Annotated in this window: 19 protein-coding genes; 3 read left to right on the top strand and 16 right to left on the bottom strand. The window is 50.9% G+C overall.

Features of this window, described 5'->3' with window-relative positions; translation table 11 throughout:
- Positions 1 to 199: 199 nt before the first annotated feature.
- The 12 genes from R70723_RS03020 to R70723_RS02965 form a co-directional block, all read right to left on the bottom strand.
- On the bottom strand, positions 200 to 1,102 hold the full coding sequence (locus tag R70723_RS03020; RefSeq protein ID WP_039869677.1) for a response regulator: 903 nt from the start codon (positions 1,100 to 1,102) through the stop codon (positions 200 to 202).
- 3 nt (positions 1,103 to 1,105) lie between these two features.
- Positions 1,106 to 2,395, bottom strand: coding sequence for a sensor histidine kinase (locus R70723_RS03015; protein WP_039869674.1), 1,290 nt, complete (start codon positions 2,393 to 2,395; stop codon positions 1,106 to 1,108).
- Between the two features lie 85 nt (positions 2,396 to 2,480).
- Positions 2,481 to 3,131: an amino acid ABC transporter permease gene (locus R70723_RS03010; protein WP_039869672.1), complete on the bottom strand. Its 651-nt coding sequence runs from the start codon at positions 3,129 to 3,131 to the stop codon at positions 2,481 to 2,483.
- 25 nt (positions 3,132 to 3,156) lie between these two features.
- Positions 3,157 to 3,810: an amino acid ABC transporter permease gene (locus tag R70723_RS03005; protein WP_039869671.1), complete on the bottom strand. Its 654-nt coding sequence runs from the start codon at positions 3,808 to 3,810 to the stop codon at positions 3,157 to 3,159.
- A 118-nt stretch (positions 3,811 to 3,928) separates the two neighbouring features.
- The gene (locus R70723_RS03000; RefSeq protein ID WP_039869670.1) at positions 3,929 to 4,780 is read right to left on the bottom strand and encodes a glutamate ABC transporter substrate-binding protein; all 852 of its coding nucleotides are present in this window, start codon (positions 4,778 to 4,780) and stop codon (positions 3,929 to 3,931) included.
- A 31-nt stretch (positions 4,781 to 4,811) separates the two neighbouring features.
- Positions 4,812 to 5,540, bottom strand: a complete 729-nt coding sequence (locus R70723_RS02995) for an amino acid ABC transporter ATP-binding protein (protein ID WP_039869668.1) — start codon at positions 5,538 to 5,540, stop codon at positions 4,812 to 4,814.
- A gap of 363 nt (positions 5,541 to 5,903) precedes the next feature.
- The gene (locus R70723_RS02990) at positions 5,904 to 6,893 is read right to left on the bottom strand and encodes an inorganic phosphate transporter (protein WP_039869667.1); all 990 of its coding nucleotides are present in this window, start codon (positions 6,891 to 6,893) and stop codon (positions 5,904 to 5,906) included.
- Between the two features lie 13 nt (positions 6,894 to 6,906).
- Positions 6,907 to 7,524, bottom strand: coding sequence for a DUF47 domain-containing protein (locus tag R70723_RS02985; RefSeq protein ID WP_039869664.1), 618 nt, complete (start codon positions 7,522 to 7,524; stop codon positions 6,907 to 6,909).
- 205 nt (positions 7,525 to 7,729) lie between these two features.
- Positions 7,730 to 8,830, bottom strand: a complete 1,101-nt coding sequence (locus R70723_RS02980; protein WP_081957170.1) for a DUF3048 domain-containing protein — start codon at positions 8,828 to 8,830, stop codon at positions 7,730 to 7,732.
- 150 nt (positions 8,831 to 8,980) lie between these two features.
- A complete protein-coding gene (locus R70723_RS02975) occupies positions 8,981 to 9,757 on the bottom strand; it encodes a DODA-type extradiol aromatic ring-opening family dioxygenase (protein ID WP_039869662.1) in 777 nt (258 codons plus the stop codon).
- A 78-nt stretch (positions 9,758 to 9,835) separates the two neighbouring features.
- On the bottom strand, positions 9,836 to 10,666 hold the full coding sequence (locus R70723_RS02970) for an alpha/beta hydrolase family protein (RefSeq protein WP_039869659.1): 831 nt from the start codon (positions 10,664 to 10,666) through the stop codon (positions 9,836 to 9,838).
- Positions 10,667 to 10,892: 226 nt separating this feature from the next.
- Positions 10,893 to 11,093, bottom strand: a complete 201-nt coding sequence (locus R70723_RS02965; RefSeq protein WP_039869656.1) for a hypothetical protein — start codon at positions 11,091 to 11,093, stop codon at positions 10,893 to 10,895.
- Between the two features lie 185 nt (positions 11,094 to 11,278).
- On the opposite strand from R70723_RS02965, the gene R70723_RS02960 reads away from it, so the two are divergent.
- Both R70723_RS02960 and R70723_RS02955 read left to right on the top strand, forming a co-directional pair.
- Positions 11,279 to 11,941 carry a DUF1129 family protein gene (locus tag R70723_RS02960; RefSeq protein ID WP_039869654.1) on the top strand — a complete coding sequence of 221 codons (663 nt, stop codon included), beginning with the start codon at positions 11,279 to 11,281 and terminating at the stop codon, positions 11,939 to 11,941.
- 40 nt (positions 11,942 to 11,981) lie between these two features.
- The gene (locus R70723_RS02955; protein WP_039869652.1) at positions 11,982 to 12,920 is read left to right on the top strand and encodes a hypothetical protein; all 939 of its coding nucleotides are present in this window, start codon (positions 11,982 to 11,984) and stop codon (positions 12,918 to 12,920) included.
- A 432-nt stretch (positions 12,921 to 13,352) separates the two neighbouring features.
- Here R70723_RS02955 and ilvA read toward each other — a convergent pair whose 3' ends face one another.
- The 3 genes from ilvA to R70723_RS02940 form a co-directional block, all read right to left on the bottom strand.
- Positions 13,353 to 14,615: a threonine ammonia-lyase IlvA gene (gene ilvA / locus R70723_RS02950; RefSeq protein ID WP_039869651.1), complete on the bottom strand. Its 1,263-nt coding sequence runs from the start codon at positions 14,613 to 14,615 to the stop codon at positions 13,353 to 13,355.
- A gap of 172 nt (positions 14,616 to 14,787) precedes the next feature.
- Positions 14,788 to 16,965, bottom strand: a complete 2,178-nt coding sequence (locus R70723_RS02945; protein WP_039869648.1) for a methyl-accepting chemotaxis protein — start codon at positions 16,963 to 16,965, stop codon at positions 14,788 to 14,790.
- A gap of 441 nt (positions 16,966 to 17,406) precedes the next feature.
- On the bottom strand, positions 17,407 to 17,646 hold the full coding sequence (locus R70723_RS02940; RefSeq protein WP_039869646.1) for an aspartyl-phosphate phosphatase Spo0E family protein: 240 nt from the start codon (positions 17,644 to 17,646) through the stop codon (positions 17,407 to 17,409).
- A gap of 253 nt (positions 17,647 to 17,899) precedes the next feature.
- On the opposite strand from R70723_RS02940, the gene R70723_RS31395 reads away from it, so the two are divergent.
- The gene (locus R70723_RS31395) at positions 17,900 to 19,036 is read left to right on the top strand and encodes a polysaccharide deacetylase family protein (RefSeq protein WP_052421168.1); all 1,137 of its coding nucleotides are present in this window, start codon (positions 17,900 to 17,902) and stop codon (positions 19,034 to 19,036) included.
- A gap of 166 nt (positions 19,037 to 19,202) precedes the next feature.
- Here the strand turns inward: R70723_RS31395 and R70723_RS02930 are convergent, their stop codons facing one another.
- Positions 19,203 to 20,609 (bottom strand): helix-turn-helix domain-containing protein, encoded by a 1,407-nt coding sequence (locus tag R70723_RS02930; RefSeq protein WP_039869644.1) that lies wholly within the window; start codon positions 20,607 to 20,609, stop codon positions 19,203 to 19,205.
- Positions 20,610 to 20,722 lie beyond the last annotated feature (113 nt).

Raw genomic sequence — 20,722 nt, 5'->3', positions numbered from 1 at the left:
AAACGTCAGTTAATTCGGCACATTTATTGCTCTGGACGCTTTTTCGGCGAAATTAAGTTACCTTTTTCCAATTAATCGCCCGATAATGGGCTTCTGCCGCAAATTAACTATCTAAATTCCACTTAATCCGATGAAACGCACACCCTGCACACTCTGCACAGCAGTGAGTCGTAAATCAGCCGCTCAGCCGTAACCCGCCTCACCGCCCAAGCCCCTCCAGCAGCTCCAGATGCAGCACCTGCAGAAACTTCTTGATGTTGACCTTCACCTTACCGGAATCCCGGCGCAGCTCGATCTCCTTCATCTTCAGCCGGACCTCCTCGAAGTCGAAATAGAGCGGCGCATAGTGCTCGAACTTCGGATTGCCGTAATCGGTCAGGCCGATCGAGGCCAGGTTCGTCAGACCGGCGGACAGGGCGCGGCGCAGACGCTGCTCAATCGCCTTTACTTCCTTGGCGGCCTCTGCCGGCGAGGATTTATAGGTGGCCGCAGCCATCTCGTACAGCTCCTTGAGCGGGGGTAGCGTGCGGTTATCCTCTCTGGCCGCCACCAGCTCCATCATCAGGATGATGTCACGGCTGCCGCCCTCGGAGATCATGCCCATATTCATCAAAATCGGCTGAATAATCTCTTTAACGGTCCGCTTGCTCACCGCCGCCTGCGCCAGTCCGAACTGCAGCCCCTCCAGCTTACCGAGGCTTGACTTGATCTCATCCAGGTAGCGGTTGATCGCATAACGCTCGTTCACTTTATGCAGCACGGATTCGACCTCAATCTTATTGATCGGCTTGCGGATGAAGAACTCAATGCCGCTGCGGTAGGCGCGCCCGACCATATCGCCGTTCTCGATTTGCGAGATCATGACGAATTTGGAGCGGCAGCCCTGAGCCTGCAGGGAATTGATCGTCTCTATCCCGTCCTGGTCCGGCATCAGCAGATCCATCAGCACAATGTCAGGACGCTCCTCCAGAATCAGGCGCACGCCGTCCTGCCCGCCTTCCGCTGTACCGGTCACCTCTCCAAGCCCGCTGTCCTCGATGATATGCTGCAGCATTCTTCTGGCAGTAGCATCATCATCCACAATACAGAAAGATAACGGCATTCCCTACTCCTCCTTCCGCAGCCCGCTTGTCGGTATTGTAATTTGAAACCTGGCCCCGCCTGATTCCGAAACCGGCTCGACGCTAATCTGTCCCGCAAATAAATGGACAATATCCTGCACATGCGACAGTCCGATGCCCGTAGCCGCCACACCTTCCTGATCGAACTTGGTCGTAAAGCCCGGCTCGAACAGCAGCTCACGGTCACGCTCCTTAATCCCGCCGCCGCTGTCAGCCACAGCAAAGACGGTATTTTCCCCGTCCTCATGCACATCCAGGGTGATGCTGCCGTTACCTTTTATCACTTCAACCGCATTAGCTGTAAGATTACCAAGCAGAGTCAACAGGGGAGTATAGCTGGCGGTAGTATAGTCTGAGGTCATATTCAGGGTGAAATGAATGTGCTTGCCCAGCATTTCGGCATACTTGGCATTGCTCTTCATCGTAAATTTCATGATCACGGACAGCGGCAGATCACCGGTCACCTCGCGGTCGGCCAGCTTCACCAGCCCTGCCAGAATGCGCTGTGAATCCTTCTTCACTTCATGAATCTGCTGCGTAATATCAAGCACCTGGCGGCTGTACGGCTGCAGCGTCTCCTCCGCCTTAAGACTGCGGTACAGATCGTAGCTGCTAAGCGTAACACGCTCCAGGGTACCGATTGATTTTTTCAGATAAAAGACTTCGCCATACAGCCCGGAGCTGAAGCTCATCATCTGCTCCATCCGCCGGTTCTGCTCCCGCTGCTTAATCCGCAGCTGGCTGACAGAAATACTGCTGTAGACACCGGTCGTGAAATACGTGCGGACCACGGCAATTGCCATCAGAAAGGTCCATTCATTCAGCCGGAAGGAGGCGGAATCCAGCACGATCAGCCGGGTCAGCAGCTCCAGTTCATTCGACAGGAGATCAATCACCGCCGCAACACCGCCCAGCACGAGCGGATGGAACGTATCGATCCGGCTTTTGATCAGACTCATCAGCACGGCGAAGACAATATAGTAGATCATTGCCGAGAAATGACTGGTCAGACTCTCAGTAGCCGAAGCTCCGCTGCTGCCTATAGCATCCATCCCGGTACGGAACAGCAGCACCACAATTCCCGTGGCAATCCCGGTCGTGATATAAGGCAGACGCCTCATTAAAAGCAAAAACAGCAGAAACGCGCTGCTGCCCATTGCAATCCGGAAAACATCGCCGTCAAACGGATTGATTTTGAATTCTCCGGCTATTGCTGTACCGAAAGCTGCCATAGCAATCTGTACCGCTCTATTTTTGAGTATAAATTGTCCCATCAACACTACTCCTGCTTATGATGTTGTCAACTATACTACCATAACCTGCATTTGTTTAATATGCCTGACACACTTTTTCTTGAAATTATACCGTTTTATGCTCCAGCCGTCTGGAAATCAGCGACAGCAGATAATTTACGACAAAATACATCAGGGCTACCATCAATAAAATAGGAATGGTGTAGCTCTCCTTCTGGCCCATGACAATCTTCGCATTATGCATGAGCTCCGGCAGCGCAACGATCGTCGCCAGCGACGTATCCTTGAGCAGGGAAATGAACTGGCTGACCAGCGGCGGCACCATATGTCTCAGCCCTTGCGGAAGCACGATATGCCATAGGGTTTGAAAGCTGCTTAAACCGGACGAGCGTGCGGCTTCAATCTGCCCTTTATCTACAGCAGCCAGCCCCCCGCGCACAATCTCGGCAATCATCGCCGCTTCAAATACGGTCAGCGCGGCAATTGCAGCCGTAATCAGCCCCATCTTGATTCCGATCTCCGGCAGCGCAAAGCGCACAAAGAAAATAATGAGCAGCAGCGGCAGATTACGGATCAGCTCAACCAGAAAAAACATGACCGGTGAGAGCACCGGAACCTCCGCATAGCGGATCACACCGACCACAACGCCGATGATAAAGCTCAGAATAATCGATACAAACGCCACAATCAGCGTGATATACAGGCCGTCCATCAAAAAGCCTAAATTAGCGGGTGAAAATGCACCGGCAAAATCCATACTATCCCTCCTCAGGTGCTTCGTTCTAGTATTTGCGCTGCAATCTGCGTTCCCATACCCGTACGCCGTAGCTAAGCGGCACAGTGAGCACCAGATAGAATACCGCTACAAAAATATAAGTATCGAACGTGCGGTACGTCTCCGTGGAAATGCTGTCCGCAAAATACATCAGGTCAAAGCCGGCAACGATCGTCAGCACGGATGAGTTCTTGATCAGGTTAATAAACTGGTTGCCGAGCGGCGGGATGACCAGCTTGATGGCCTGAGGCAGAATAACATTCGTCATCGTCTGGATATAGCTCAGGCCGGACGAACGTGCCGCCTCCGTCTGCCCTTTAGGGACAGCCATTATACCCGCACGAATCGCTTCAGCGATGAACGCCGAGGTGTATACCGCCAGCCCGATTGTTCCGGCCGTGAAGCCGTCGAGCGTGAAGCCGAGTGTCGAAGGCCCGTAATAAAAGATGTACACGACAAGCAGCAGCGGAATATTGCGCACAAACTCCACATAACCCGTTCCGAACCAGCGCAGCGCCTTAACCGGGGTAATGCGGAAGACGGCGATGACCGCCCCGAGCACGAAGCTGCCGATCAGCGCCAGCACACTGGATAATACCGTGCCCCAGAAGCCCTCCAGATACAGGCTGAAATAATCCGTCAAAATCGAAAAATCCATCACTCTCACCTACCCTTGCCTGCAAAATAATAGCGTTATTTAAAAGAAGAAACGGCAGAGCCGTCCTGTACAGGCCGGGTACCGTTTCACTGTTCCTTATAGGACAAGAATACTGTCAGGCTTATTTCGCTGGAGCTTTACCGATCCATTTTGTATAGATTGCATCGTATTCACCGTTCGCCTTCAGTTCAGTCAAAGTATCGTTGACAGCCTGAACAACGTCAGTGTTACCTTTTTGTATAGCAATTCCGTAAGGCTCATCCGTGAACGGTTCGCCTACAACCTCATAGCCTTCATCTTGAGAAGCCATACCGTATAGAATCGCATCGTCTGTTGTCAGCGCATCCCCTTGACCTGCCTTGAGGGCTGCGAAGGCATCCTGATAGTTATCGAATTCGAGAACTGTGATGCCCGGAACCTTTTCTTTGATGTTCTTGATCGAAGTTGCTCCCTTGGAACCCAGGATCTTCGTATCCTTAGTCACACTTTCAAGTCCGGTAATCGGGCTGCCCTTCTTAACAAGCAGGGACTGACCGGCCTGGAAGTATACGTCGGAGAAATCCACTTCCTTCTTGCGATCTTCTGTGATCGTCATCGTAGCAACGACCATATCAATCTCACCGTTGTTAAGCATCGGGATGCGTGTCTTGGACGTTACTTCCTTCAGCTCAATTGCATTTTCATCGCCCAGGATATGCTTGGCAATCGCTTTGGAGATGTCAATGTCGAAGCCTTCCACGTTGCCGGAGGCAGGGTCTTTAAGTCCGAACAGCCTGGTATCATACTTCACACCGACCAGCAGCTTGCCGCGCTCCTTGATTTTGGCAACCGCCGCCGAATCCGTCGTTTCCCCGGCAGCATTACCGCCTGCAGCAGCGCTGTTTCCGGAGTTGTTATTACCACAGCCGGCAATTACGAACAGTGCAGCAACCAGCAGCAGACTTACCCATTTGACACTCTTGATCTTAATCATTTCTCTTCCTCCCCATAATCTGTATATTTGGTTAATGGCTTAATACACGGCTGAGAAACGTACGTGTCCGTTCTTCCTTGGGATTTGCGAAGAAGTCCGCAGGTGCCGCTTCCTCCACAATCTGTCCCTGATCCATGAAGATCACCCGGTCGGCAACCTCTTTGGCAAAGCCCATCTCATGCGTCACAACCACCATCGTCATTCCCTCGCGGGCCAGATTGCGCATAACATCCAGCACCTCACCCACCATTTCAGGATCAAGCGCCGAGGTCGGCTCGTCAAACAGCATAATCTTCGGCTTCATCGCCAGGCCCCGGGCTATAGCGACACGCTGCTGCTGTCCGCCGGACAGCTGGTTCGGATACGACTGTGCTTTATCGGCAATTCCGACCTTCTCCAGATAATACATGGCAGTCTTCTCTGCCTCTTCCTTAGACAGCCCAAGCACCTTAACCGGGGCCAGCGTAATGTTATCAATCACCCTTTTGTGCGGATACAGATTGAAATGCTGGAACACCATCCCGATCTCTTTGCGCAGCTTGTTAATATCTGTTTTACGCTCATTTACCGTTATTCCGTCAACTGTCAGCCCGCCGCTGGTTATGCTCTCCAGGCGGTTGATGCAGCGCAGCATCGTGCTTTTACCGGAGCCGGAAGGGCCAACCACAACAACCACTTCCCCTTCTCTGACATGCAGGTCAATATTTTTCAGCACATGGAAATGCCCGTAATGCTTCTCTACCTGATGAAAATCAATCAACGACAGTCCTCCTTTGCAAGCTGCTTATAGTTAGTTATACAATCCCAAGCCGTTCACTGTCAGCTATGGTAACACTTAGAACACACCTTACTGCGCCGACTAGCGAATCCTACAATATCCTACGATTAATTGTAAAATTTCATGTCATTTTATTTTCTGAAAGTGAGATATTTCATTTTCTTTTTGCCCCAATTAATGTTTTTTATCGATTTAATGTAACTTTTTGTGACCTTTGCTCTTGTAACGCGAAAAAGACACCTCACGGTGTCTTCTGCTGTACTCTGCATATGTATGTTTCCGGGCAATAAAAAAAGATGTCAGCAGCCGTTCGTGGCCTCCATGACATCTTCAGCACCGTCTTTATTAGAAGAAAAGCTTACAGATCAGTCCGGCCAGCACTGCACTGATCGGAATGGTAATAAACCAGGTAACGATGATCCGTCCGGCAACTCCCCATTTCACCGCGGAGAAACGCTTGGCCGAACCTACGCCGAGAATCGCCGAGGTAATGGCATGCGTCGAGCTGACCGGCAGGTGCAGCAGGGTAGCGGTAAAAATAACGGATGCGGCAGACATGTCCGCTGCGAAGCCGTTGATCGGCTCGATCTTGAAAATCTTCGTACCCATTGTCTTGATGATCTTCCAGCCGCCGATCGAGGTACCAAGGGCCATGGACGTTGCAGCTGCAATCTTAACCCACAGCGGAACCTCCATCGTATCCAGGCGTCCCGAGGTCACGAGCGCGAAGGTAATAATCCCCATCGCTTTCTGGGCATCGTTCGTACCGTGCGTAAAGGACTGCAGTGCAGCCGTTATGACCTGCATCGAGCGGAAGCCTTTGTTGACGGTATGCGGACTGCGCTTGGCAAAGATCCATTTCAGGATCGTCATTACAATATAACCGATCACAAAAGCGATCAGCGGGGAGAAAATAAGCCCCTCTACAATCTCAATAAAGCCCTCCCACTTGATGTGGTCGGAGCCTGCTCCGACATACACCGCGCCGGCCAAAGCGCCGATCAGGGCATGTGAGGAGGAGGATGGAATCCCGAACCACCAGGTGACCAGGTTCCAGATAATGGCCGCAATCAGAGTCGCAGCTACTATATTGATCCCGTTATCCAGCAGGGTTGGATCGGTAATGCTTCCGCCGATTTTTTTGGCTACCCCTGTAAACATCAGCGCCCCGACAAAGTTCATGACGGCTGCAAGGATGATAGCGGTACGCGGTTTAAGCGCACGGGTCGAGACGGAAGTGGCGATTGCATTCGCTGTATCATGGAAGCCGTTGATGAAATCAAAGGCCAGTGCAAGAAAGATTACAAAACCCAGCATGAATAATGATGTTTCCATATCTTAGAGCCCCTTATGAGTTGCGCATGATGATCGATTCCAGCATGTTGGCTACGTCCTCGCATTTATCCGTGGTCGTTTCCAGCCGTTCGTAGAGCTCTTTGCGCTTGATCAGCTCAATAGGGTCCTTGACCGTTTCAAAGAGATGTTTGGTGCAGATCCGCAGCACTTCATCACCCTGGTTCTCCAGGTCGTTCAGGCGGATTGTATATTCGCGGATCGCCAGCAGCTTCTTCTGGGAAAGTAAATGAACCGCTTTTTGAATCTCATAGGCAGACTGGCGGAGAATTTCGGCAAATTGCACGATATATTCATCAGCATCCAGCAGGTTGTACATATAGAAACGTGAAGCAGAGGCCTCAAGACCGTCCATGACATCATCCATGCTGGTGATCAAATCCATAATGTCATCGCGTTCGAGCGGAGTGATGAACGTCTTGTTCAGCTCCTTAATGACAGTGTGCGTGTAAGTATCGCACTGGGATTCGTACTTCTTCATCACCGAAGCAAACGTATCGATATTTTCCCGGAGATTACTGATATTCTGAGCGAAGTAATCAGCTGACTGAACGATCGTATCCGCCATATTTTCCAATGTCTCAAAGAAAATATCCTTCTTTTTCAACTTCATTCCTTTAAACCCCTTTACATAATATTGCCGTGAGAGTCTGGAATGCCATCCGAAATGTAAGCAGCATGAAAATGAATGACAACCTTTGTTATCTTATCATATCCGAACTGGGGATAGAAGAAAAAAAAGCGAACTTTTTACGTTATATTAACATTTTGCTCGAACTTAGATGACATTTCTCCGAACCGACATTTTTCGTTCACATTCATTGCGGGGTTGCTGATGCCGTATATTCTATATGACTTGCAAAAGACGGGCTGTTCGGCACGATCAGGACATGGGTGATTCCCGGGTACATCAAGGCCTCGGTTCCATCCTGTTTCACAAAACGGATCATATCATCCGGCTTCCGCGCCCACTTGCCTGAAATGACGGTTCCGCGCTGGAACAGCAGTGCCTCTCCCCCCAGCTCGACATCGATCTGCAGGCGGCCGACATCATCCAACACCTTATGGTCTGCCCCAATTACCATAATATTAGCCGCTTCCACCGGATTATTATTGTTCAGATCCAGATGCGGTTTACCGTTGACTAAGCGTGCGTAGGTCCGGCGCTCAGTGCTGTAGTTATAGCCTACCTTATAGCTCTGCAGCAGAAAATGAATATCCAGGCTCACAGCTGCCTGTCCCTCTGTAGGAAGGTAGTCCGGGTCGGTGAACACGTAGGACGGAACCTCGAAGCTGCCCGAATAGCCCAGCTTGTCAGCCCCCTCCAGCAGCTTGGCTGCATTGCTGTACAGGTTATGCGGCGCCTTCCGCTCCTTATCGCGCCAGAAATAGGCTCCGGCATTGCCGATCTCGTCCATATCCGCCTTCTTCTGCCGCTGGAGAATGGCATAGGCTGCGGGGCTGCCTCCGGCATGCACCGTTATCCCGCCGAAGCTCTCCCCGAGGTCAATCAGGTAGGGGCGGATGCTGCGGATCGGACCGATTTTGACCACGCCGGTATGGCTCTGGAAAATACCGACCAGCCGCGTAATTCCGCCCTCTGCCAGCACCTCATAGAGCACATCCGCCTCGCTGATGCCGGACTGCGGCCGGGCCGCGGGCGCATTGTTGATCATGACTGCCAGCGGACGCGTCAGGCTGCCCTCCTGCACCGGCAGACCCGTCAGGCCGGAGACCTGCTGCACCGGAGGAGCTGTAGTCGGCGAAGCCTCCGGCAGTGCACTTGGCAACGGCGTTGCCGAGGCCGCTGGCGTCGGAGCCGCCTCCGGCGCTGCATTACCTCCGCCGCAGGCAGATAGCAGCATCGAAGCAAGCATAAGCCCGGTGAGCAACCGGGGATAATTGCGGTTTATCATCATTTCTGTTGTTCCTCCTTAAGGTTTGAGCAGGGGGATTTTGGAATCGCTTCCTCTATTTAAGCATAGCCCTATCCCCTTTGTCTTGAAGCAGGCGACAAAAAAAGGATACAGCCTCTTTATCGGCCATATCCTCCGCTTATTTTATTAAGGCTAATCGAACATCCAGCAATTCAGGCTGAGTGTGCCGTACTGGTAGGCCTGAATCATCAGCTGCGCCTGTCTGCCTGCATCAGCTGTTCCCATGATGTAGAATAGCGGAACAAAGTGCTCCTTGCCATAGGATGGAACGGCGGCACGCACATGCGGCGCCTGCTTCTCATAGGCGAACAGCGCGGGCAGATTCCACTCCTGAAGGCCCTCAGCCAGCCAGGCGTCGAATTCCAGCGCCCACGGCTCAGGCTGGTCGTCCTGCTTCAGCATCCGCAGATTATGCACAAGTCCGCCGCTGCCCAGCAGCAGAATCCCTTCCTCACGCAGCGGAGCCAGCATCTGTCCGATGGCATACTGTTCCTTTGGGGAGCGCAGAGAATCAACAGATAAGGCTACAACCGGAATGTCGGCCTGCGGGAACATTTTGCTGAGGATAACCCATATCCCATGATCCAGACCTCTGCCCAGAACGGGCTGATGCGGAAGGTTTCCTTTAGTAAGCAGCTCCGAAATCCGGCTGCTGAGTGCAGGATCACCGGGGGCCGGATAGGCCAGCGAATACATCTCTTCCGGAAATCCGTAGAAATCATGCTGCGCTTCATGCTGTGCATCTACCGTAATCAGCTGCTCGGGACTGTCCCAATGTGCAGAGAAGACAACGATGCCCCGGGGCTTCCCCAGATCCTGGCCCAGGCGCTCCAGAAAGCGGGTATATTCGTTATCCTCAAGTGCAAGGAGCGGAGAGCCGTGTGCGATAAAAAAGGCCGGTAAATTCATAGGAGCCTACCTCCATAACCCAGTATATGGTCTGCCCCTTTATTTTAACGCTTATCGTCAGGGAATGCGAGCCGCACGCTAGATCATCCAGTTCTGCCACTCCTGCTGCAGATGCTCCTGCTGATTCATCCATTCCTTGGTCCGCTTCAGCACCTGCTCCTGGGCCGGACCGGATGAGAAGGTATGATCCGCCTGGAAAATAATCTCCTTATCGCAGCGCCCCTCCGGCCGGGTCCAGAACAGCTTCTGGTAGAGGAAGGCATAGTCTACAGGAATGATCTCATCCGAGGTTCCGTGGATAACCAGCACATCCCCGCTGAATTTGCCGGCCTCCTGGAACGGCTGGAATGCCGCCAGGGAATTGAAATAGACCGGAGTAAAGGAATAGCCTGCATAATCGGCAGCTCCTTCTTTAACGGAGCGGTCGTACGCATCCCTGCCCACAATCTTCACAATGTCATTGAACGGGTAGCCGACTGCAGCCCACAGCACCAGGTTCTTCACCCGGCGGTCCCGGACAGCCGTCAGGAGGGCTACTGCCCCGCCCAGGCTGTGACCGATCAGCGTAACGCGCTGCGGATCGATATCTGCGGAGCTGATACCGTAGTCCAGCACTGCCCGGGTCTGGGCAATCAGCGACTCAATGTCCTGGCTGCCGTAATTCCCGCTGCTCTCACCGCACCCGGCATAATCGAAGCGGATGACCATGTATCCGTCCTTGGCCAGCTCACGCGCAGCCTTAACAAAAATCCGGTCAACACCGATCCGGTTGCCCACGAACCCGTGGCAGATAACGGCCAGCGGTACCCTGTCCTTGCAGCGTCCGGTAGCTCCCTTGTCCCGTGATGGATAATGTATGCTCGCAGTAAGCTCTTCCTGTTCATGCCGGATTACGATATTCCGCTCCATTGCCGTATCCTCCTCTAAAAATAACACTGGCTCAATATAATATTATTCCGATTAACTTAGTATGATTAATATCTTTATTATACTTTTAACATTCTCTTTGTCAACAGTATTACATTAATGCGGCCGGCAGACAAGATTACACTACATCCGGCATCACCCGGCAAAAAAAGCCCCTTCCGCTCCACCGGAGCACAAGAGGCAAATGAACCATACCTGCTCCGACTGTTCAGTCGTAGCTGTTGTGAAACATATCGTGAGTCTCCTGGCGGCCACCCCAGTCCTCGAAGCCGGTCACAGTCTCCTGGCCTGCCGCGTCCCAGAGACTGTAGCCGTCAGAGCCTCCCCAATCGCCGACTCCGCTGTTCTCTGCAGGCGCGAAGCCGTCACCGCTGAATGCCCCTGCCTGTTTTTTGTTCTCATTGTCCATAACGCTACCTGCCCCTTCCTACTGCCGTGTATGTGAAGCTAATCACAAGATTAGTGTTCACTCTTCCAAAATAGATTATTCATGCTGCAGGCGGGTTGTCCTTGCACACAGCAGCCGGGCAAACGTATACTCTAGGTTGAAGGCTTTTGCGTTTACACCCTACCCTGGAGGTTTATAATTCGGCCATGAAAGTTAAAGCTATGATGAAGGAAAATAACGCCCTGCGCGAGCAGATGATACCCTTTAACCGTTCTTACTTTGAGGATATGATTCTGGCTATGCGGGCAAGCCGTGTAGAGCGGGTCCAGGCGGAGGAGCTGCTGCTGGAGGCGGCTGCACTGCTGCTGGAGGGCCAGAGTAAAGGCAGAAATGCCAAGCAGATCTTCGGAGAAGATCCTGAGGATTATTTCAGGGAGGTTATGGGCAGCACTCCTGCACGGAAGGAACGAAGCAGACTGAACTACTATTCTATGATTGCCTGGACCGCCCTGACCTTAATGTTCTCCGTGCTTGCAATAGGCGGACTGATTATGAAATGGAGCGGCGGGTCTGCGGAGCTGTTCAGTAAGGTGAGTGTTTTTACATTGATTGTAGTGGGACTGGGCTCGATTGTACTGATAGAGCTGCTAGTGCGCTGGATGTCGTCCCTGTCCGAGAATGATGCGCCAAAGCCCAAAACCTTTGATATAAAGGCACTCGGCATATATATCGCTGTAGCTGTTGTTGTTATATTCGCAGGTGTTTTCCTGGATAATCTGTTTCCGGTCATTACAGTCTCCCCCTGGGTTAGCCTGGCTTTAGGCGCAGCCGGCGGGCTTGGACTGAAGCTTATATTCTTCCGATCCTAGATTTCTTATTCCATTTCGCACTCTACAGGGGGAAACTTCCATGAAGAAGCATAGCATTCTACTGACTGCACTGGCCCTCATACTCGGCCTGTCTGCTGCTAATTCCGCTCAAGCCGAAGGCACTGCTGGCGATGCTGCTGCAGGAGCTGTCAAGGCTGTCACCTCAAGCACAGGCACCAGCCACGCCCAGGCGGTCTATACAGCCGCATTGCCGCTGCTTACTGACTCCGGCAGGCTGCCTCAGGCTATAAGCTATTTGAACAGCAATATCTATGCGGTTACCTCTTATCAGGCTACTGTTCTCGTGCTGAAGCTGGAGAATGTGCACAAGGCCGGGCTTAAGGTTTGGGAGAGCAAATTTGATAACAGCACAGTACAGCGCAAGCTCGGCTCCATATACACAGCCGGAGCCAGCATGGCCAAGCTTGCCGCAAGCACGGATGACAGCAGCCTGCGCACCCTGCTTAAGAGCGCCGGGGATAGCGGGTATAAGCTGGAGACCGCAGAGGGCTCCTTTTTCCCGGTGATTGATTATGCGGCCTATCGCAAATATAAGCTCTACGTTACAAGCGATATCCATGACTACATTACCATTATGGCTACAGAATCCGCTCTCCCTTCCTCAAAGGATAACGGGCTGGTTATCGGCTGGTCCGAGGTGGCCGCCAGAGCACTAAGCCAGGAGCATTTTGTTAAGAGCCATCCGAAATCCAACCGTACAGGTGCAGTTAAGCAGCTGTACAGGATGTATGAATCTGACACCTTCTACGGCCAGAACAATACTCCGCTTTTCCATTATGACAGTCTGGAGATGGATCTGGAGGCACAGAAGGCCTACAGCAGTATTCTCACCAAGAATACCGGCACAAGCCCCTTCCTGGATAAGCTTGACGGCTTCATGAAGCTGCTGAAGGAGAACGGCTACAAGCTGGATGACGCTGTCGAGAGCTACCGTAAGGCAGAGGTTCCGCTGTCGTAGAGCTGTGAGATTGCAAGACTTGCCAAATCCGCAAGGTTTGCAGGCTGCAGAGACTAGTAAATAGATTCATATAGACCTGCGTGCGCTTTTAAGAATGCTGCAGGCTTCAAGTTCATACAGGCTTCAAGCAACAAGGCCCGCCAGCGGAGAGTTCACCGCTGGCGGGCCTTGTTGTATACATGAGAGCTCCGACACTACCCTTAACCCAACCAATCGCGGTTAACCCGCAGCTCTAGCTGCCGTTAACTGCACTTTATAAAATTAAAACGCCACTTTTAGCTCGCAGCAGCACTTTAACTGCATATGGTGCAACTATAATCCCGCAAAAGACCGGATTGAGCCAATCCGGGCAGATTTAGTTGCACAAACTACACTTATATACTTCTTCGGCCCGTTTCTGCTCCTTTTAAGTGTACAGAATACAGCTAAACGCTAGATCAGCATATTGAACAGATTCGGTTCCTTGTTAATCTCGGTGTAATCGACGCCCTTCTGCTTCATCCGCTCGATCAGCGGCTCATAATCCTCCCGCTGGAACAGCTCGATGCCTACTAGCGCCGGTCCGTTCTCCTTATCATTCTTCTTCGTATATTCGAAGCGGGTAATATCATCATCCGGTCCGAGCACCTCGGCCAGGAATTCCTTCAATGCACCGGCACGCTGCGGGAAATTGATCATGAAGTAATGCTTGAGCCCTTCATAGATCAGGGAGCGCTCCTTGATCTCCTGCATCCGGTCTATATCATTATTGCCGCCGCTGACGATGCAGACAACGGTCTTGCCGCGGATTTGATCCCGGTACATATCCAGTGCCGCAATCGGCAGTGAGCCTGCCGGCTCGACGACAATCGCATTCTCATTATAAAGCTCCAGAATCGTCGTACATGCCTTGCCTTCCGGCACCTTAACCACATCATCCAGATGGCGGGCACAGATATCATAGGTCAGACCGCCGACACGCTTGACGGCTGCTCCGTCCACAAATTTATTAATCTCCTGAAGAGTCACAACTTCACCGCGCTGCAGGGCTTCGCTCATCGAGGCAGCTCCGGAAGGCTCCACTCCAATAACCTTTGTGGCCGGATTTACAGTCTTCACATAAGTGGATACACCAGCAGCCAGACCGCCTCCGCCAATGGTAACGAACACAAAGTCCGCCGGCTTGTCCAGGCTCTCCATAACCTCCATGGCAATCGTACCGTTGCCGGCGATAATCCGCGGCTCATCAAACGGGTGAATCAGCGTCATGCTATGATCAATGCAAGCCTGCAGCGCTTCTTCATAGGCATCATCGAAGGTATCGCCCTTGAGAATAACTTCAACGAATTCGCCGCCAAAGCGCCGGACCTGCTTAATCTTCTGATTGGGAGTCGTGCTTGGCATGTAGACCTTGCCCTTGATCCCGAGTGCTTTGCAGGAATAAGCCACGCCCTGCGCGTGGTTGCCTGCGCTCGCACAGACAATACCCTTGGCTCTATCCTCGGCAGACAGGCTGCGGATCATATTATAGGCCCCGCGAATCTTGAAGGAACGGACAATCTGCAAATCCTCGCGCTTCAAATATACATTACAGCCGTATTTGGCCGACAGCACCGCGTCCAGCTGAAGCGGTGTACGGACGATTACCTCCCGCAGCACATGGTGTGCCCGCACAATATCTTCCATTCCTACGATCCGGTCTTCGCCGTCTCTCATCAAGTTCCTCGCCTCACTGTCTCTATCTAAAATTTTCGCTTCTTGTAACATACTCTCCCAAAGACATTTTATCAAGTACTGTCTGCTTGGGGCAATACTCCAGCCCCGCTGTAAGCTCAAAAAAACAGCCTCACGCACAGGGCAATGAGACTGATGGCAATGATTACAGCTATTAAGCTTTAAAGCGGGCTACAGCCTGCTGCAGCAGAGCAGAGCTATGCTTGATGTCTTCCATCTCGGCGACAATCCCGCCTGATTTGCCGATAATCTGCTCTGCCTGTACAGCGATGCTTCCTGCTCCCTCAGCCCCCTCATTCGTAGCGCTGCTGGTCTCTGCAATAGCTGTCAGCATGCTTTGGACAGAGGCGAGCAGCTGCTCTGAGGTGGCACTGAAATCCGTTACCAGCTCTTCAATATACATAGCGTCCTCACTGTACCGCTGGCCGGTTTCCTGCATGGAATCGTAGTCCCTGCGCACCTGGCCGCCCATGAAGCGCAGCATGGTTTCCGCCCCGTCCACCAGCTTGGTCACAGCGTCCACTACAGCTGCTGTAACATCCTGAATCTCGGAAACCGTCTCACGCGACGTATCCGCCAGCTTGCGGATCTCCTCGGCAACAACGGCAAATCCGCGTCCTGCGTCGCCTGCTCTGGCCGCTTCAATAGAGGCATTCAGCGACAGCAGATTGGTCTGGGCGGCAATTTCAAGAATAGCACCGGACAGCACCTGAATCTGCTCAATCGACCTGGACTGCTCAATTGCACTGCGCAGCTTCTCCTCGCTCTGTCCGTATACCGTATCAGCCAGCAGCCGTGAGGCGTTTGCCGCCTCCTTCAGCCTGTCTGCACGTTCATTGATTCGTCCGGCAGCCTCTGCACCTTCCTGTGCTTTGCGGGCAATTCCGCTCACTGCATGCCCGATTTCATCCGTACTTGCATTCATCTCCTGCATGGAGGCTGCCGTCTGCTGCATCCCGGCGGACAATTCCTCGGTAATCCCCGAAATTTCCGTGATACTGCCATCCAGCGCGAATACATTCTGCTCTGTATTGTCGAGTGCTCTTGAGATACTGCCGGAGCTCATCTTAATATCCTGAATCAGCTTTTGCTGGGATGAGATCATCTCGTTAAAGCCGTCAGCGAGCAGGCCGATTTCCCCTTTGGCCGTCACCTTGGCCCGCACCGACATATCACCGGTCATTGCAGCCCGGAATGCTGCTGTCAGGATCGGAATCTGCTTCAGAATACTATTGGAGACAAAATAGAGCAGAACCGACATCACCGCTACAGCCCCGATAACGGACAGTAAAAAGATCAGCTTGAAGGTCTGCAGAACCTTTTCCGCGTCAGCCCGGGGAACAATCAGCGCAACCGACCACTGGTTCTCCACAGCAGGAGCATAAGAAATATAGCTATCCGTTCCGTCAATATCCGAGGTGATTACATTAGCCCCCCACTGCACCATAGCATCGCCGACAGCCTTCCAGTCGGGACCGAGCTCACCCATCTTTTTCATCAGAATGTTGTCCGGCTCCGGATGATAGATGAATGTCCCTGTCTTATCAATCAGGATGGCAAATCCGCTTCCGTTATAATTGAACTCGCTCAGCGCCCGGGTTATCTGCTCGGTTGAAATATCTACACCCGCTACCCCGATCAGCTTACCTGATTCATTCTGGATCGGTGCGGTGACGCTTACCACCATTTTGCCGGAGCCGGCGTCAATGTACGGATCTGTTACAGTGACCCGGTTATTCCGGGCAGTGGAGGTATACCAGCCCCGCTCCTTCATATTAAAGTCAGCCGGGGGCTCGAATTCATCCTGTGTAACAACCTTGTTCACCGCATCCAGTCCAATATAGACGTTCAGCAGATTTTTATTGCTCCCCTTGATTAGGTTAAGCGTCTCAATGAGCTCGGTATAGCCTTCTGTTGTCTTCACCGCATCTGCCGATTCCACATTTCCGATAAAATTGCGGATATAACTGTTCGCATTCAGCAGCTCCACACTCTCCGAGGCTGGCTGAAGCAGATCATTAACCTTTACATTGATCTTTTCCTTCTCATAGGACAGCGAGCTGTTCAGATCCTCCACGATAATCTGCTTAGCATTGCTATAGATAACCAGGGCCACGGCAATAATAATAGCAACCACCGACACAATGACGGACAAAAACAGCTTGCCCCGGATGCCCATATTGCGGACCGGACCAATCAGTGACTGCAGTGCAGGAAGGGGCTTTGCTGCTGCATTGGTATGCTCTCCCGGTTTTCTCTGCCCCTCTACAGCGGTAAGCTCCGCCTTTTTCCCCTTTTCGCTCTTCACTTCCTTGATTTTTCTTAATGCCATAGGCTCCCCACCTTTAATAAATATGAGCCGACTGTACTCTCTTCTGAAAATGATCCTGCTGTGTTCGACTTATTTCTGCTTATTTCTGCAAAAAAACTCTTTATCCCTTTACCGTTTCACCTCGAGCTGTGAAAATACTGTGACCATGTCAGGTTTTTTCATAAAAACCCATAATTAAATAAACATCTTTATATAAATAAGCATGTGTTTTAAGCGGATTATTGGCAGAAAGATAGAATCAACGGTATTCATGTGAGGTTTGTTATCAAAAATACAGCTTTAAGCCGGATAGATAAATGATTTGAGTATGGCAAGAGGCCGTTAAGGGGTAGATAAAAGAGGATGCAGAAGCGGCAAAGAGCTAGTCCAAGCACTGTGCAAACGTTTTGCCGCAACTACGCAAAAAAAATTCTAACTCTGGGTATCCGGGGCCTGGAGCGTTTAGCTGAAGCTCAGCTGACGCGTCTGCTCAGCATGGTTAGCCTGGGCGGCCGGGGACTTGCTGCGCAAGGCTCCCATTGCACGTCTGAAGCAATACCGGTTGTAATCATTTATAAGTTCATCAAGTACCATCGATTGATGGAGCACCATGGGATGTAAGAGATCAAATTGCTGTTCGAGCTTGTTCAGTTTATAGCGTGCTTGTTCAATGCTTTGTTTCATACATTCCGAGTCTATCACCTTTTATCCCTCCTTTTTATAGTATTGTAAAATAGTATGCGTTTCTCTATATGAAATTTTTTTTCAGATAAATAATCGTATTAAAATCAATCATGCTTATTAACCATGTCACAATTTTTGCCGTCTGAAGCGTTATATGCTTGGGAGTATAAATCGGACATGGGAGACTGAAACCTTGAAAATAAATAGACTGAGGCTGTTAATATGCTATATTTGCGTTTTTATACCGCTATTGATTTTTTGGTATGCTCTAATGGATAATGTTGTGCATAAGCTCGATATTACCGGTGTGGACGGATACAAGATTTCAACAGATGCCTATACTTTAAACCCTAATCTTGAGGTTTTGCTTGCTAAGGATGTGGCCGAGCGGGTTCTGGATGCCCGGATCAGCTGGCAGGAGCAGGCGCCGCTTCCCAATGGTATTTACTACAAGGATCAGGTGGCCGTGCTGATGTACCATCACCTCATCGGGGAACCCGTATCACTGGCTCCGGGTGTGTTAACCGCAGGACAGTTTGATGAACATATGCAGCTGCTGAAGCAGGAAGGTTTTCAGGTTATTACGATGAAGCATTACCGGCAATTTATGCTGGAGAATGCACCCGTCCCCGATAATGCTGTTTTACTGACTTTTGATGATGGATATGAGAGCTTCTATAGGCTTGCATTTCCCATCCTGCAAAAGCACGGCTACACTGCAGCTAACTTCATTATTGCTTCAGACGTTGATCATCCGGATGGAAGGAAGGTACCCAAGCTTACCTGGGAGCAGATGCGTGAGATGAAAAGCGCCGGAATGAGCTTCTATAATCATACCTACAATCTGCATTATTACGGCATTGTCGATGCAGAAGGGGGAACCCGTCCTGCGGCAAGCAACTTGCTGTACATAAATGATGAGAACCGAAACGAGCTGAACGAAGAATACTACAGAAGAGTAATCGGGGACCTGGCTCAGGCAGAACGCAGGCTTAAGGAAGAGCTGAATAACACGGATTCGGCAATTGCTTTTCCTTACGGTTCATTTAATGACAGGCTGCTGGAAGCGAGCAGCTCACTAGGAATCGATTTGAGGTTCAGTATCCGGGAGGGCCTCAGCTCCAGAATGACACCGGTCGCACCGCGGATTAACAAAGGAGACAGCACCCTCACCCCGGCTCAATTCATAGAACCATTGAAACATGCTGAGCCACTGATGGAAATGACTGTGAACTCAAGCAAGGTTCCTCTTGCCTGGACTCAACCGCAGTTGAGGGACGGGGTTCTATTGGTCCCTTTAAGCCCCCTATGCAAAGTGCTGGGAATTGAGATGGACTATGATCAGGACACCCGGACATTGAAGCTGACTCCGGGCGGCCTGGGCACGGATGATGTAACACTGAAGTAGCCAGTGCTTGTCTAAGTGACTGAGCTGCAAAAGTTAATAACAAAATAAAAGACCAGCCGGATGCTGGTCCTTTGGAAGATTTAATTACAGACAGCCATGAATATTGGACGGAGTTATAGGACTTCCTTGAGATACGCCAGGAACAACCAGTACGGCTAATAACAAGCTACTTACTACTAACAACCCTGCTAATTTTCTTTTCATTCAGACCAAGCTCCTTTTTAATTAAATTTTGGTATTGCTGCTGTATATCAAATGATGCGTAATCCCGAAATTGTTCAAACAGCCGCACAAAGGATAGTATACGGGCTTCGTTATTAATAAACTCCGCCTTCTCCAAACCAGCCAGCACATATCGGAAACCCTCTGAATATAGCTCATTCCATAGAGAGTAATAACCTAATTGATAGCAGCACTCTGTAGATTCTTCATCTATAATCTGAGGTGTATAGATGACTGCAGACTCCGACTGCAGCGAAAGATAGGGCATAAGCCGGGGCTTAAACTTCTCCAGAATACTATCGATATTAAAATCGAATCTATTTGCAGCCTTTGTAATATTCAGAATTCCTATCAGCAGTTCTTCTTCATCCTGATCAATGAATTCTGCATAATCAGAAATAATACTCTCATCCCCGATCATGAGTTTACATACGAATATATTGGCTTTGGCCCAACCCTGGAATAGCTGAACCCATTTCTCAGTTTCTTCATCCCTATCCTTAACCCAGCTTAAATCAGCATACCGGTAGGCGTATTCAAGCGCCTCTTCATGAGCACCTCTCGAATCACATACACCGCCGCGCAGCAAATATGAAAATGTTAAATATGCGAACAGGGGCCGTTTCAGCCTCTTATCCGTTGGCTCCCGCTTAAGTCCGGGATGATCAGCCAGCCTGAGCTGAATCTCGGCCTTGGCGCCAAGCTCTGCAGCAATTTCATCAACCTTATCCCAGCGTTGTAATGACTTATATGTATTAGCTAATTCTCTAAGGGCATCCAACTGATCAAGCTCATCCAGCCTGTCCACAAAAGGCTCAAATTGAATGGCTGCCTGCAGATTCCGTTCCTGGTTATCTCCCTGCCTTAGCGTGAATAACCGGTACTGGCAAAAGGCCAGGCGTTCCGAATGCTGCCTTCTTTCACTGGCGGCAACACATTCATAGAGAATAGCAGCCGCTTTCGGTTTGCCGGTGGCAAAAAACTCTTCTGCAACCTCAAACAATAGAGGAGAATACGTCAGATTGTCCAATAGCATCTGCACGGACTGGCGGATGCAATTCAGACAATCCAGCTCAGCACACCGGAACAGAAACGGTCTGATTCTGCGCCAGTTAGGCACGGTCTCTACGATACACTCCTGAATGTACTGCTCATAATAATGGCCCTCAGGCAGACCTAGTACTCTAGTAATTCTGTCCAGCTGGTCAATCGCCAAAATCCGGCTCCCCTTCATTAAGGAGCTGACCGTTCCGGCATTCAGGCCTGCTCTTCTGCCTAATTGGCTGAGATTCAAGCCCTCCCGTTCAATAAAGCCTTCCAGCTCGCTGCGAATCGTGGTTGTGTAGATCATCTAACCACCTCCTGGAGGAACATCGGAAATGCCGGCAACATCGTCAATACCTTCGCTGAAATTTGATATCTTTTACTAATATATTACAAATATAGCCATAAAAAGAATATCCG

This window comes from Paenibacillus sp. FSL R7-0273, assembly GCF_000758625.1.
Taxonomy (GTDB): Bacteria; Bacillota; Bacilli; order Paenibacillales; family Paenibacillaceae; genus Paenibacillus_AQ.
The sequence above is the reverse complement of the archived record's forward strand: the minus strand, read 5'-3'. Positions and strand labels throughout refer to the sequence as shown.